Source organism: Bacillus pumilus, from assembly GCF_900186955.1.
Classification (GTDB): domain Bacteria; phylum Bacillota; class Bacilli; order Bacillales; family Bacillaceae; genus Bacillus; species Bacillus pumilus.
The window spans coordinates 1367495-1382048 of record NZ_LT906438.1; the positions used below are offsets into that span (position 1 = coordinate 1367495).

The window sequence follows — 14554 nt, forward strand, 5'->3', positions numbered from 1 at the left end:
TGTTGCGTCTGAAAATTTACCATATGCCAGACAACATGCCCGAACATATGGTTTAATCACATGGCCTATTTCTTATGACTTGAATAAGCGCAGTAGAAGCAACCATTAAAATCAGTTTCATTCGTCATTTGTTTAGCTTCATCAATGGCACTTTCGCCACTCATGTGCAGACCAATCAATTTACGGCTTGCAGCATCACCTAAAAATGCACAATCTTCTGTATGTACAACATATTGACCTTGATCATCTTTTGTATGAATAAAATAATAACTTTTTAGCATACCCCTCACCTCCAACCTGACTATCCTACTATAAAACTTCCAATGATGTAAAGATTTTTAATTAAAAATATTGCAATTTTATACATATTCCTTTTATTTCATACAAAGAAAAATATGTTATAAGATCAAAGTTAATGAGAACAGAAAGGACTGTTTAGATTGAAAGATATGTTAACTCCTTTATTGGTCGCATTTGTCGTTGGAGGCATTGTGTACGTGATAGATGATCGGTCGATTCATCCTTTGGTTCTATTTCTCATCCTATTTATTAGCATTTATGCAGTTGAAAGAATCATTCATTTTGCTTCCAATCATTTCGATGAGCAGAAAAAATAAGTGCCGTTTGTGTTTCAGTCATGCAAAAAGGACTTTCTATAGAAGAAAGTCCTTTTTGCTTCATTTATTGCGCTCCCTGACCTTTTAGTTCACGCTGCACGTCTAAGTCGTCAGCTTCTCTGCTAAACTTTGGCAGTGTAAAGAAGTAAAAAAGGAAAACGAGTAAAATAATAACGCCCATTCCGTAATAAATATAAGAAACGTTTGTAATGAGTTTTGGAAATAGTACCGCAATCAAACCTAATGTCATGGATTGAGCAAACATGGTAAGTGGGTCAACCCAGCCTGACACACGTCCCATCAGACGAGGGTGGACGATTCTCGGCAGCCAGCCGCCAATGACAATGTTGACTGGGCCAATACATGTACCAATGACAAACGATGTGACATAAAACAACCATAGTGTGTGGGTGGAACCAAGTACAAAAATCAGAATGCCTGCAACCAAAATTGGAAGTGACATGAGATATTGCATCTTTACTTTTTTAGCGAGAACAGAGCCCATTAAGCTGCCAACAAGTAGACCGGCACCGATCGCGATTGTAAAGAATGATGTATGCAGTTCAAAATGGTCCGGTGAAAGGCCATATTTCATTGTAAACATCGGAAGTACAGCAAATGCGCCATTGACTAGACCAAAAACAAAAAAGCCAAAAATTAAAGAAGCCAATAATTTATTTTTTATAATGTAAAGAATGCCTTCTTTAAAATCTTTTAGAGACGTTTTAATGGTCATGCCTCTCCAGCCTGCTTGTCCATTTGGCTGACGTGCTTCAATTGGAATGTTACATGTACGAATCAGGATGCCTGACACAATAAAACTGATCAAATCAATGGTAATGGCACCGTGAAGTCCAATTGTCTTATACATAATCGCACCGATTCCAACACCAAATACCATGAATAAACTAAACAGCATTTGATTTAAGCCAGCGGCTTTTGCATATTGATCTTTATTTAAAATCGCCTGAACGAGAGAGGCTTCAGCTGGATAGAAGAACTTCGTAATGGCACTTCGTATAAACAAGATCAAGAAAATAAGAGGTAGTGAATTGAAATAAATAACAATGAATAAAACAATCGTCAGCCCAGCTCGTATCCAATCGCAATTCTCTGCGACTTTTTTACGATCAAAACGATCTGCTACGACACCGACCATAAAAAAGACAAAGATCGTTGGAAGTGAATACATGAGCTCTGCTAATGTGGCGTAGGCGGGCTGATGACTAAAATGATCGAGCAAATAAAAGGCAAACGCCATATTGCCTACTGTTGTCCCCATTTGCGAAGCAAGTGCTGCAAAAAAGAGACGAACAAAATTTCTGTTTTTAAAAATATCCATAAATACGCTCCTTAACCTGAAGATCCCACTTTATATCATATAAAATTTTAAGCATTCATACAATTGATTTCTCCTACTGGCTAATGGTCACAGGTGTTCCATTTGGAACGATTGAAGCAAGTTCGATGACATTCTGATTATACATACGAATGCATCCTCTAGACACAGCTTTACCAATTGAAGACGGGTTATTCGTACCGTGGATGCCGTAATGAACTTTCGAGAGGCTTAGCCAATAGGCGCCAAAGGGACCTCCTGGGTTTGGCTGTCTGTTCACAATATAATAAGAACCTGTCGGTGTCATATTTAAAATTCTTCCTGTTGCAATCGGATAAGACCGAATCAGCTCTGATCCAGAAAACAAGACGAGACGTTTGCTTGAAATCGAAACAGAAATGCGGTAAGGGATCGTATTAGGATCGGGCAGACCAGGAATGATAATGACCTCATTTTGTAACGGCTCTCGGCCTTGCAGTGAAGGGTTTGCAGCCTTTAAAGCTTCTGTTGTTGTTCGAAAATCAAGCGCTATAGAAGCAAGCGTTTCTCCGCGTTTTACCGTATATCGCAGCACCAAAGGACACTCCTTTTGCTCAAATAAAAGAAGCCATGATGCCTGTCACTCAATCTATATATGGACGGAATCAGGCTAAGGAAGGTTTCTCCTAACATTTGTCATGAGAAAGATCTTTGATTATCTATATGCAAAAAGAAGCGGTTTGGCTTCTGTCTAAATGCGAGAAGAGAGGGTGAAAAAGGTTAATTCAGGTTTGGCTAAAAATCGAAGCGGCAGTCTTGTTGTCCCAAGTCCGCGGTTGACATAGATTCGGTGCTGATAACTTCCGTATAAACCTTCCACATATGTATGGCCAAAAGGTGCTGTGAGAATGGGTCCGTAGAAAGGAAGCTGCACCTGTCCGCCATGGGTATGTCCAGAAAGCTGCAAGTTAATGGGGGTTGTATCCAGCTCCAATGCTGCATCAGGCTCATGTACGAGCAGCAAGGTAAATAAATCAGATGATACTTCTCGCTTAATCAGGTCATAATCCGGCACACTCATCATCAGGTCATCCATTGTAGCAATCTGAATATGCGCCCCTTTTTTTTCTAATGGAAACACATCATTTTTACATATTGTAAAGCCGCATTCTTTCATCGTATTCTCATAAAGATCAATGCCAAATGGTCCGTAGTCATGATTACCGCATATCGCGAGCTTACCAAACGGGGCATGGAGCTCAGTCAAATAGGCTTTCGCTTTTTCATGCTCTTCAATTGATGCTTGAAAATCAACGAGATCACCTGTGAACACAATGAGGTCTGGAGACTCAGCGTTGATTTGCTGGACGACGGATTCTAATTCCTTCGCAGGAAATGTATCACTTAAATGAACATCACTAAATTGAGCAATTTTAAACTGGTCAAATGAAGCTGGAAGCTGAGCATCTCGAATGGTCATTGACACGGTATCGATCATGCGTGGTTCGATGTATCTGGCATATCCGTATCCACATGTTGTAGCTAAAAAACCGAGAATGCTCGCGCCAGCTGCTCCTTTTAAAAACTGTCTGCGAGAAAGTTGCTTCATATAAGACTCCTTTATAAATAAAATTAAGTATAGCATCATATTTAAAGAATCTCCCATATGGTGCATCTAGGGTCAATCATGATATGATAGAAAATAATGAATGAATAGTCATTCAAAACCACAGAGGGGGAGAACAAATGACGAAACAAACAGTGATTGTCACAGGGGGATCAAGCGGAATGGGGAAGGCGATGGCTGTCCATTTGGCACATGAAGGCTGGAATGTCGTGATTACTGGAAGAACAGAAGAAACGTTAGAAAAGGTAGCAAATGAAATAAAACAAAATGGCGGCTCGATCGCTTACTTCCAAATGGATGTACGAAACCCAGAGGATGCCGATCAAATGGTCAAGTTTGCGGTAGATACATTTGGAGATGTGGACGCTCTGATTAACAATGCTGCAGGAAACTTTTTAGTTCCAGCAGAAAAACTATCTCCTAACGGCTGGAAGGCTGTCATTGATATTGTATTAAATGGAACATTTTTTTGCAGTCATGCAGTGGGCAATTACTGGATTCGTCAAAAGAAAAGGGGAAGTATGGTCAATATGGTGGCGACCTATGCATGGGGTGCTGGTGTAGGTGTGGCGCATTCAGCGGCAGCAAAGGCCGGTGTTTTATCTCTCACTCGAACGCTTGCAGTGGAATGGGGTAAGCAATATCGAATTCGCGTTAATGCCATCGCGCCAGGTCCAATCGAGAGAACAGGCGGTGCGGATAAACTATGGGAGTCGGAAGAGGCAGCGCAAAGAACAGTAGATAGTGTTCCACTTGGCAGACTTGGTACACCAGAGGAAATTGCAAAGCTTGCAAGCTTTTTATTATCTGAACAAGCGTCTTATATAAATGGAGATTGTATCACAATGGATGGGGGGCAATGGCTCAACCAATCCCCATTTTGAATGACGATGTAAGACCTGCTTTTGATGTGTTATAATCACACAAAGAGAGAAGCAGGTGATGAAAATGGTCGATCCATTGGATATTTTAACGAATATTGAAGATGTTTTCCCGCACTATCAAGCGATATTCAGTGCGGAAGAGCAAAAAGTGATAGGCTATGAGGTTTTAGGAAGAATGAAGCTCGAGTCTGAAACAGTTAGCCTAGGCTCCTTCTTTACGGATTCATCTATTCCTGACGAATATAAAGTGGAAGTAGATCATAAAGTACTGACGCAAGCACTCGATCTTTTCACAACAGCAGATGATGATTTGCTCATTTTTATTAATCATGATGCCAATATCCTGATGCTTGATCATGGTGAAAGCTTTTTAGAACTCTTGAAGCAATATGAAGCAAGGGGCATTCAGCTTAATCGGTTTGTTATCGAATTTACAGAGCATACGTTTAGCGGCGATATTGAACAGCTTTACCATACGTTAACGTATTTTCGTACATATGGTATTAAAATCGCCATTTCGAATATCGGAAAAGAAAGCAGCAATCTTGACCGGATTGCCTTGCTCTCACCCGATCTATTAAAAATAGATTTACACGCATTAAGGGCATCGGCTCCTTCTCCTTCCTATGAATATGTCTTGTACAGCATTTCATTGCTTGCGAGAAAAATAGGGGCGGCTTTAATTTATGAAGACATTGAAGCAAATTTTCAGCTGCAATATGCTTGGAGAAATGGCGGCAGATACTTTCAAGGGTTCTATCTTCACGAGCCGGCGGCGGAATTAATTGACCGCAATAAACGAAAAGATCAGCTGAGGGAAGAATTCCAGCAATTTATTGCGCATGAGAAAAAGAAACTACAAACTGTCTACGAACATTCTGAAACATTTTATAAGCGAGTTCACCAAGCTGTCACGACCTTAAAAAAATCATGCACTACAAATGATGAACTCATCCAAAAGCTGGCATTAGAATTAACGGATTGCAGCTTTCGGATTTATATGTGTAATGAAGAAGGCTTTCAAATCACTGGAAATGTGTTTAAAAAAGAAAAAGAATGGTTGTTCCAGCCTGAATATATCGAGAAAAACTGGAGCTGGCGTCCTTATTTCCTAGCAAATATTCTCCAAATGAGAATGAGCGGGAAAGGATTTTTCAGTGATATTTACAGCGATTTAGAAACTGGTGAGAGGATACGTACGTTTTCTTACCCGTTAGAGGGAGATATGTATTTATTTATAGATCTTCCGTATGCCTATTTATATGAGCAAGATGGATTAATTTAAAAGCACAGAGTGAAGATTATATTAGCCATTTATTAACAATCTGAGTAGCCTTTTAGGCTGCTTTTTTTGATTGAAAAAAAGAAATAAAAAATGGTTGACAATGAAACTGATAATCATTATCATTTAGTTATGGAGAGAAGCTACTCTCTGTTCCCCAACCCCTCTATCAGATCAAGATCCAAAAAACTTGGCGCTACCCCCGCCAAGTTTTTTTTGTGCTTTTCATCTTTGCCTCATGCATAGGACAGCCCAATCCTTCCATACATCTTAAGTGATGACAGTTAGACGGTAGGAGGGAACGTCATGATCAAACGTGACAAGCGGCTGCTGATTGATTTGCCAAGACCAGATCACCCAGATGCAAATGGTGCTGCTGCTGTGCAAGAATTACTCGGCGGAAAATTCGGCGAAATGTCAACATTAAATAATTACATGTTTCAATCCTTTAACTTTCGAGGAAAACGAAAACTCAAACCGTTTTATGACCTCGTATCCAGCATTACGGCTGAAGAATTCGGTCATGTAGAACTTGTGACCACAGCTGTGAATCTTATGATTACAGGGACTACCCATGGCGGAGATCCAGATACGACACCGATGAAAGCGGCTGTCGATAAACGAAATACACAGCATTTTATTCAAACCGCTCAAACAGGCTATCCGTTTGATTCCATGGCAAAACCTTGGACCGGGGAGAATGTGTTCTCAAGCGGAAACCTGATTCTTGACCTCCTTCATAATTTCTTCCTAGAATGCGGAGCACGTACGCACAAAATGCGCGTATATGAAATGACAGATCATCCTACAGCAAGAGAGATGATCGGTTATTTACTCGTCAGGGGCGGAGTGCATGTTGTGGCATATGCAAAGGCGCTTGAGGTAGCCACAGGTGTAGATGTAGGAAAGATGCTGCCAATCCCAAACCTCGACAACAAATACTTTGATTCAGCGAGGAAATTTGAAGATCAAAATGTTCATACAAAGCTGTATACATTTAGTGATACGGATTACAAGGACATTAATAAGATTTGGAAAGGCAGTCATCCGATTGATGGAAAACCGCTCACAGTGATTGAGGGCACCCCGCAAGGAGCACCTGTGCCAGATTATAGAGAATTACCGGAAGAGTTTGCCCCAGGCATTTCCAAAGAGGATTTTGACGAAATTGCCAAACGTCTGATGAGGTCTGCGGGTTTATAAAAACATGGTGCATGAGATTAGAAAAAAGACTCAAACTAAAAAAACAGATTCTTTTTCTTTTTTTGAATTCAAGAGGAAAAATATCATCTGAGAACACTTTATGGTATGATGCTTTGTAGGACTTGTGTATAATCAATACGGGTTCATCTTGAGTTGTTTTTTTGAAAGGAGTCTTTTTTTAGAATGTCACAATTAATGGGTATCATTACAAGGCTGCAAAGTCTTCAAGAGACAGCAGAAGCTGCAAACGAACCGGCACAGCGTTATTTCGAAGTGAACGGTGAGAAAATCTGTAGTGTTAAGTATTTCGAAAAGAATCAAACGTTTGAATTGACTGTTTTTCAACAAGGGGATAAGCCAAATACTTTCCCATTTGACAACATTGATATGATTTCGATTGAGATTTTTGAGCTTTTACAATCCTAAGCTGAATCGTATGAAATGTTTTTTCTAAGGATTCCTTCGTTTATTTGCGGCAATATACATGTGTCATGATTGGCGCAGTGTACAAATGGAAGATGATCATTCAGCGCATATTTCGGATAAGAGACCATTAAAAAGGAGTTCCTTTCTGTGAGTGATTCTTTTTACTACAATCTTTCTGAAGATCATTTAGCGTTTTCTGATGTCGTCATGAGAATGAAAGACTTTATTCGAAAAGACCCTAGATCCGCCTATGTGTTATCAATTGGTACGGACTCTCAGGTCAATCAAAATGTCACAAGATTTATGACTGCAATTCATCTCCACCGGATTGGCAAAGGGGCTTGGGGCTGCCTCACGCAACAAGTGATCAGCAGACCTGTGCAAAGCCTTAGAGAAAAAATTTCATTAGAGACAGCGTTTAGCCAAAAGGTATGTGCAGACATCCTTGAGGGGCCTTTAACAGAACTGATGGATTTGCTTCTTCCGTTTGCTGAGGAAGGGGCAGACCTCCGTTTTGAAGCCCATCTGGATATTGGCAAAAAAGGAAGTACAAAAGATCTGATCCAGGAAATGACCGGAATGATCACAGCTATGGGAATTGAAGCTAAAATAAAACCCGACTCATACGCAGCATTTTGCTATGCCAATCGATACACAAAATAAATTCCGTCATTTTTCTCCAAACCTTGTCGAAACGTGCGGTTGACGATTCGATTCTAGTTCCTTATTCTAGCTGTATAGAGAGGAAGCAGACATTCAAAAGCCTGCTAATCAATATAAAAGCATATATGAAACAGGGGGCCTGATGTTGGATGAGCGTCATCGAAAATCGTTTTAATGAAGAAGAGAAAAAGCTATTATTAAACGTATTGCTGAATCAGGAATATGCTGTCGAATTACTAAGCAGTGAGATCAATGATATAGAATGTGGAACAAAAAATGTCGATGACAATACGTATAAGCAGTTGATCACATTGTATGACAGAGTAAGGTTTGAGAATTAATATTGATTGAACATTCTATTAGATACTCGGAAGCTGAGTATCTTTTTTATGCAGAAAAAATCTTTCGACAAATTTCGTTTTAGTTTATGCTTAATGGTAAAGGGGAATGTATGATTGATGATTGAGAGAAAAGGGGTCGAAGAAACATGATAGAGATAGAACCAACTCAATTGCTTGAGTCAACAGTAGCCGAGCATATGATTGATGCAGATAAAGTGGCACATGTTCAAATTGGAAATAACCTTGAGCATGCTCTATTGGTCCTTACAAAAACAGGATATACAGCCATCCCGGTATTAGATCCTTCTTATCACCTGCATGGGTTAATTGGAACGAATATGATCATGGATAAGATCTTTGGTTTAGAACGAATTGAATTCGAAAAGCTGGACCAACTGAAGGTAGAAGAGGTTATGCTTACTGATATCCCAAGGCTTAAAACGACGGATCCTGTGCTAAAAGGCGTTCACGCTGTAACGAATAATGGATTTGTTTGTGTCGTAAATGAGGAGCAAGTCTTTGAAGGAATATTTACACGACGTGTTGTATTAAAGCGCTTAAATGAAGTGATTCATGCCGCGAAAAAATGAGCTGAAACCCAGCTTATTTTTTTTGCCTTCATAAGCTATAATTTATATAATGACCATATGGAATAAGAAAAACTTATAGAGAGAAAGGGGACGCCCATGCAGCTTCAGGAGTTACATATGCTTGTTGTGCTAAGTGAAGAATTGAATATGAGAAAGGCTTCGGAGCGGCTCTTTGTCTCTCAGCCTGCTTTATCCCAAAGATTGCAGACGATTGAAAAAGAGTGGGGAACCAAAATTTTTTTTCGTTCTCAGAAAGGGCTCACCGTGACTTCGGCAGGTGAACAGATCATTCAATTTGCAAAAGAGGTGACGGTTGAGCAAGATCGAGTGAGAGAGAGAATCGATGAACTTGAAGGGGAAATTCACGGTACACTAAAGCTTGCGGTTGCATCCATTATTGGACAGCACTGGCTGCCGAAAGTGTTAAAGCGGTATGTCGAAAAGTACCCAAATGCGAAGGTATCACTTGTGACCGGCTGGAGTAGTGAAATGCTCAAAAGCTTATACGAGGACCACGTGCACATTGGGATCATTCGCGGAAACCCTGATTGGAAGGGAACAAAGGAATATTTGATGACAGATCATTTATATTTAGTCGATTCCGTTATCAAAGACGTGGACGAGTTAATCGAGACAGAACGCCCGTTTATTCAATTTAAAAGCGACAGCACGTATTATCAGGAAATCCAGCACTGGTGGCATCAAAAATTCAAAGTGTCTCCAAAGCAGACGATTCTAGTGGACCAGATTGAGACGTGTAAACAAATGGCCTACCACGGCATCGGCTACGCCATTTTGCCTTCGGTCACCTTATACGATCACGAAAAAAGTGTTCATAAAACACCGCTTGTTGACGTGAATGGAGAGCAAATCGGACGTGACACATGGCTGCTAGGCTATGAAGCTTCTTTTCAATTAAAACAAGTGCAAGCATTTGTCGGTGTGGTCAAAGAAATGCTTGAAAGTGATGCGGTGTAAGTACCTTCTTGGAAAAGAAAGGTGCTTTTTTTAGGTAAATAATCAGTTTGATTAAATTTACTTATTGTCGCATATCAAAGCAATAGATAGATGGAGCGAATCATAGAGGAGACTTCGATCTTATGAAAAACAATCAATTAATCAAAATGAACAAACCAGAATGGGGAGATCATTTGCGCGTGAGGTGGCGTGAACGTTTTGCTAGTCATCTTTCAATGAAAGAACAAAACGAGATATCAATAGATGATTTTTTATGGCATTTATGCAGTTTTGGAATGGTTACATGCCTTGAAAATGCTGAAGCGATAGACGCATTTCTTCAACAATCAAAGGATAAGTGTACTGTTTTTTATCAATTTGTTGACGAGGCGTATCTTTTCGAAAATGCCAGCTCTCTTTTAATCAATGATTTACCATATCAATCTAATCATATGGATTATAACGATATGTATGTGATGGATTGGAATGAAAAATGGACATTTGTGGTGACGCACGAAACGGATTATGGTCCATATTTTATTCAAATAGATGAAACGAACGAATGAGAAACCGATGATCTCTTCGATACGAAAAACCCGCCTTCCCATTGGAATGAGCGGGTTTTTCATTGGGTTATCGTATTGATTGGCCAAAGCTTTTTATGAAATCATTTGACAATGAAAATCATTATCATTTAAAGTGTACATATAATAATTGAAAATGATTATCATTTAGATGGGGTGACCGATAGATGAAAGCACTAATTACATTTGCGAGTATGTCTGGTAATACAGAAGATATGGCAGCGATCATAAAGCAAACACTAGAAGGAATAGGGATCGATACAGAGATGTTGGAATTTGATGATACAAGCGCAGAGGATCTTTCTTCATACGATTATGTGTTCATCGGTTCTTATACATGGGGTGATGGTGATTTACCTTATGAAGCTGAGGACTTTTATGAAGAGGTCTCCACGCTTGAACTAAGTGACATCAAAGCAGCTGTGTTCGGGTCTGGAGATTACAGCTACCCGAAGTTTTGTGAGGCTGTCCATACATTTCATGACATGCTCAAATCAACCGGTGCATCTGTATTTCCTGAAACATTGAAAATGGAGCTTGCGCCTGATACCGATGAGGATGTGGCGTGCTGTCAGGAATTTGCGACAAGCTTTTTAACGTGGGCGGCGCTATCTGAGAAACGAGTTGAAAACCATGTTTCATAAAGGAGCGACAGCTGTTGCTGCATCTAAAAACGGTGGATACTTTGTCGCTGTAAAACGTGAAGGTATTTTTCACTACAGTGTGGAGAGCGGGTGGCAGCAACTGTTTAAGCTCAAGCATAAAATTCATGCCATCAGCTATATTGGACCTTATTTATTCGGTGTTGGTGAAAATGGCACAGTGATTAGATCAGGAGATGAAGGCCATACATGGGCGCTATCATCATTTCCAACAAATGCAGTCGTTTGGTCTATTACAGGACGCAAAGATGGGTTTGTGTGTGCACATGGAAAACATAGTATTTATGTGTCAAATGATTTCGGGATTTCCTGGGAAATTATGAAGCCATTTGCTCATGTGAACCATCCGCCTGTCATTCGTTCCTTATGTGCTGCAGGTGATCATCTTTATATTGGAACTCAGATTCATGATGTTCATGGAGGAATATGGGTGTATGACTTGGAGAGTGAACAGGTTTTCCTCCTAAACAGAGAGGAGCACCGGATGACAGCTTCTATGCTGCTCTGTCAGGAGCATCTGCTTGTTTGCGCATTGGGATCAAAAAAAGGCAAAAAGGGATCTGTTCAAATTTTAGATTTACATACCAATATGCTGCATGATATTCAATCACAAGCCTTTGCTAGAGAGGAATCATTTTTGGATGTGTCAGAGGATAATGGCATTGTGTATGTGACGACTTCACAAGACGAACACGGGTTTTCTAAAGTGTATCAGCTTGATATTGAGCAAAAAGAGCTCAAATGGTTTGATACGATCAAAGGACACGGTTTTCGTGTAGCCAATCAAAATGAAAACTTTTTCTGTGCTGGTTTATATGAAAGCAAGTTTGTAAGACCATATGAGGAGCCGGCATTGATTCATTGATAAGGAGGAAGAAAAAGTGACAGAAAAGGTTTTACTCGTGTATGCCACGATGTCTGGGAATACAGAAGCGATGGCGGATCTAATTGAAAAAGGAATAACAGAAGCAGGAGCCGGCGTGGACCGTCATGAAGCGATGGATATTGATGCAGAGCTTCTCAATGATTACACGCACATTATGTTAGGTGCGTACACATGGGGAGATGGTGACCTTCCTGATGATTTTATTGATTTATATGAAGAAATGGAAGAGCTTGATTTAACGGGAAAAGCATTTGCTGTATTCGGTTCCGGGGATACATCTTATGAGCATTTTTGCGGAGCTGTTGACCTAATCGAAGAAAAAGTGAAGGAACTTGGCGGTGACATTGTCCTGCCATCCGTCAAGATCGAGCTAAATCCAGAAGGAGAAGAAGAAGAGAAATTGATTTCTTTTGGCAAACAATTTGTTCATCTTCACCAGCAGGAAGCGGGGTAATCAGTCCCGCTTGTTTTATTTTCCATTGAAGAGTCAACTCTTTCACTTGTCATTAAAACTCTCCTTTGGTACAGTAATGAAGTATAAATTAAGAGGAGGACATACATACATGAAACAAATGGACGCTAATGAAATTATTTCATTTATTCAAAATAGTACAAAATCAACACCTGTCAAAGTTTACATCAAAGGTGATTTAGAAGGTATTGAGTTTGGTGAACATGCAAAAACGTTCATCACAGGAAACACTGGAGTTGTTTTCGGTGAGTGGAGCGACATTCAAGAAGCGCTAGAAACGAACAAAGACAAAATTGAAGATGTTGTCGTGGAAAATGACCGCCGCAACTCTGCAATCCCGATGTTAGATTTAAAGAACATTAAAGCACGTATTGAGCCAGGTGCGATCATTCGTGACCAAGTTGAAATCGGTGATAATGCAGTCATCATGATGGGGGCTTCTATTAATATCGGCTCTGTGATCGGCGAAGGTACGATGATTGACATGAACGTGGTGCTTGGCGGCCGTGCGACAGTAGGTAAGAACTGTCATATCGGTGCTGGATCTGTTCTTGCAGGTGTCATTGAGCCACCATCTGCTAAACCAGTTGTCGTAGAAGATGATGTTGTCATCGGTGCGAACGCTGTAGTTCTAGAAGGTGTAACAATTGGTAAAGGTGCAGTCGTAGCTGCTGGTGCGATCGTTGTGAACGATGTAGAGCCTTACACAGTTGTAGCAGGTACACCTGCAAAGAAAATCAAAGACATTGATGAAAAAACAAAAGGTAAAACAGAAATTAAACAAGAACTGCGTCAGCTTTAATTCATACAATTCGCAGCTGAAGACATAGACGTGGATGATATATCCACGTCTTATTCGTATAGAGGAAAGGAAGCGAGTTCACTTGTTAAATCGTGAGCAATTGATATCCATTCGAAGAGATTTACATCAAATCCCTGAGCTTGGTTTTAAGGAATTCAAAACACAAGCGTACCTCATCAATCATCTTAGTGCTTATTCAAAAGATCGAGTTGAGATAGAAACATGGCGAACTGGACTTTTTGTCAAAGTAAAGGGAACAAATCCTGAGCGCGTATTTGCGTATCGTGCAGATATGGACGGTCTGTCAATTCCTGAGGACACAGGGTATCCATTTCAATCAGTACATGAAGGGAAGATGCATGCGTGTGGACATGACCTTCATATGACCATCGCACTTGGGATCATTGATCATTTCGTTCATGAGCCAATCAAAGAAGATCTATTATTTATGTTCCAACCGGCAGAAGAAGGTCCAGGCGGAGCTGAACCGATGCTTACAAGTGATGTGCTGAAAAAGTGGACGCCAGATTTTATTACAGCACTGCATATTGCACCTGAATATCCTGTCGGAACGATAGCCACAAAGCCAGGGCTGCTTTTTGCCAATACGAGTGAGCTTGTGATAGATCTTGAAGGAAAAGGCGGACACGCTGCTTACCCTCATTTAGCGAATGATATGGTTGTGGCAGCGAGCGCACTTGTAGGTCAGCTGCAATCGGTTATTTCTCGTAATGTCGATCCTCTTGATAGTGCGGTCATCACGATTGGCACGATTACCGGGGGAACGGCTCAAAATATCATTGCACAGCATGCAAAGCTTGATGGCACCATTCGTACACTTTCACCAGAATCTATGGAAAAAGTGAGAAAGCGAATTGAAGCACTAGCAAAAGGGATTGAAATTGGCTACGAATGCAAGGCAACCGTGCGATACCCTTCATCTTATTACGAAGTGGATAATTCAAAGGAACTGACAGAGGAATTTATGTCATATGTCGCCGGAGAAGGGCTTGCGAATGTGATTGAATGCAGAGAAGCCATGACAGGAGAAGATTTTGGCTACATGCTGAAAAAATACCCTGGATTCATGTTTTGGTTAGGGGTCGATTCAGAATATGGCCTGCATCATGCAAAACTTATGCCTGATGAAAAAGCGATAGAAACCGCAGTAAACGTTATGACGGCTTATTTCAAAAAGCAAGCAGGTGAATGAATAATCAAGCTACCTCCTGTACACCTT

General features: G+C 40.4%; 19 protein-coding genes. 15 read left to right on the plus strand and 4 right to left on the minus strand.

The features are described from left to right. Window positions 1–65 precede the first annotated feature (65 nt). Complete coding sequence (locus CKW02_RS06845; protein WP_003211341.1) at window positions 66–281, minus strand: hypothetical protein; 216 nt, start codon at window positions 279–281, stop codon at window positions 66–68. A 159-nt stretch (window positions 282–440) separates the two neighbouring features. On the opposite strand from CKW02_RS06845, the gene CKW02_RS20270 reads away from it, so the two are divergent. Further along, window positions 441–617 (plus strand): hypothetical protein, encoded by a 177-nt coding sequence (locus CKW02_RS20270; RefSeq protein ID WP_003211106.1) that lies wholly within the window; start codon window positions 441–443, stop codon window positions 615–617. A gap of 64 nt (window positions 618–681) precedes the next feature. On the opposite strand, the gene CKW02_RS06850 is transcribed toward CKW02_RS20270, so the two are convergent. The 3 genes from CKW02_RS06850 to CKW02_RS06860 form a co-directional block, all read right to left on the minus strand. After that, a complete protein-coding gene (locus tag CKW02_RS06850; protein WP_003211422.1) occupies window positions 682–1959 on the minus strand; it encodes an MFS transporter in 1278 nt (425 codons plus the stop codon). 73 nt (window positions 1960–2032) lie between these two features. Beyond that, window positions 2033–2530, minus strand: a complete 498-nt coding sequence (locus tag CKW02_RS06855; RefSeq protein WP_034619946.1) for a L,D-transpeptidase family protein — start codon at window positions 2528–2530, stop codon at window positions 2033–2035. A 156-nt stretch (window positions 2531–2686) separates the two neighbouring features. Next, window positions 2687–3544 carry a metallophosphoesterase gene (locus CKW02_RS06860; protein WP_003211963.1) on the minus strand — a complete coding sequence of 286 codons (858 nt, stop codon included), beginning with the start codon at window positions 3542–3544 and terminating at the stop codon, window positions 2687–2689. Window positions 3545–3681: 137 nt separating this feature from the next. Here CKW02_RS06860 and fadH point away from each other — a divergent pair, with 137 nt between their 5' ends. From fadH to CKW02_RS06930, 14 genes are all read left to right on the plus strand, one after another. Further along, complete coding sequence (gene fadH, locus CKW02_RS06865; protein ID WP_003211125.1) at window positions 3682–4446, plus strand: 2,4-dienoyl-CoA reductase; 765 nt, start codon at window positions 3682–3684, stop codon at window positions 4444–4446. A gap of 64 nt (window positions 4447–4510) precedes the next feature. Continuing rightward, window positions 4511–5731, plus strand: coding sequence for an EAL domain-containing protein (locus CKW02_RS06870; protein ID WP_003211532.1), 1221 nt, complete (start codon window positions 4511–4513; stop codon window positions 5729–5731). Between the two features lie 303 nt (window positions 5732–6034). Beyond that, window positions 6035–6931 (plus strand): manganese catalase family protein, encoded by an 897-nt coding sequence (locus CKW02_RS06875; protein WP_003210823.1) that lies wholly within the window; start codon window positions 6035–6037, stop codon window positions 6929–6931. 183 nt (window positions 6932–7114) lie between these two features. After that, a complete protein-coding gene (locus CKW02_RS06880) occupies window positions 7115–7357 on the plus strand; it encodes a YkuJ family protein (RefSeq protein ID WP_003212254.1) in 243 nt (80 codons plus the stop codon). Window positions 7358–7504: 147 nt separating this feature from the next. Then, entirely contained in the window at window positions 7505–8020 is a 516-nt protein-coding gene (locus tag CKW02_RS06885; protein WP_003212504.1) for a ribonuclease H-like YkuK family protein, read from the plus strand. Window positions 8021–8169: 149 nt separating this feature from the next. Then, the gene (gene abbA, locus CKW02_RS06890; RefSeq protein WP_003210802.1) at window positions 8170–8361 is read left to right on the plus strand and encodes an antirepressor AbbA; all 192 of its coding nucleotides are present in this window, start codon (window positions 8170–8172) and stop codon (window positions 8359–8361) included. A 146-nt stretch (window positions 8362–8507) separates the two neighbouring features. After that, window positions 8508–8951 carry a cyclic-di-AMP-binding protein CbpB gene (cbpB, locus tag CKW02_RS06895; RefSeq protein WP_003210874.1) on the plus strand — a complete coding sequence of 148 codons (444 nt, stop codon included), beginning with the start codon at window positions 8508–8510 and terminating at the stop codon, window positions 8949–8951. 96 nt (window positions 8952–9047) lie between these two features. After that, entirely contained in the window at window positions 9048–9929 is an 882-nt protein-coding gene (locus tag CKW02_RS06900) for a transcriptional regulator CcpC (protein WP_003211236.1), read from the plus strand. Window positions 9930–10051: 122 nt separating this feature from the next. Further along, a complete protein-coding gene (locus tag CKW02_RS06905; protein ID WP_003210910.1) occupies window positions 10052–10474 on the plus strand; it encodes a DUF4275 family protein in 423 nt (140 codons plus the stop codon). Between the two features lie 185 nt (window positions 10475–10659). After that, window positions 10660–11136, plus strand: a complete 477-nt coding sequence (locus tag CKW02_RS06910; protein ID WP_003212484.1) for a flavodoxin — start codon at window positions 10660–10662, stop codon at window positions 11134–11136. Then, the gene (locus tag CKW02_RS06915; RefSeq protein ID WP_095117790.1) at window positions 11126–12019 is read left to right on the plus strand and encodes a WD40/YVTN/BNR-like repeat-containing protein; all 894 of its coding nucleotides are present in this window, start codon (window positions 11126–11128) and stop codon (window positions 12017–12019) included. The genes CKW02_RS06910 and CKW02_RS06915 overlap by 11 nt, the downstream gene beginning before the upstream one ends. A 16-nt stretch (window positions 12020–12035) precedes the next feature. Then, entirely contained in the window at window positions 12036–12494 is a 459-nt protein-coding gene (locus CKW02_RS06920) for a flavodoxin (protein ID WP_003210879.1), read from the plus strand. 109 nt (window positions 12495–12603) lie between these two features. Next, window positions 12604–13314, plus strand: coding sequence for a 2,3,4,5-tetrahydropyridine-2,6-dicarboxylate N-acetyltransferase (dapD, locus tag CKW02_RS06925; RefSeq protein ID WP_003212204.1), 711 nt, complete (start codon window positions 12604–12606; stop codon window positions 13312–13314). 34 nt (window positions 13315–13348) lie between these two features. Further along, window positions 13349–14527: an N-acetyldiaminopimelate deacetylase gene (locus CKW02_RS06930; RefSeq protein ID WP_050782659.1), complete on the plus strand. Its 1179-nt coding sequence runs from the start codon at window positions 13349–13351 to the stop codon at window positions 14525–14527. Window positions 14528–14554: the final 27 nt, after the last annotated feature.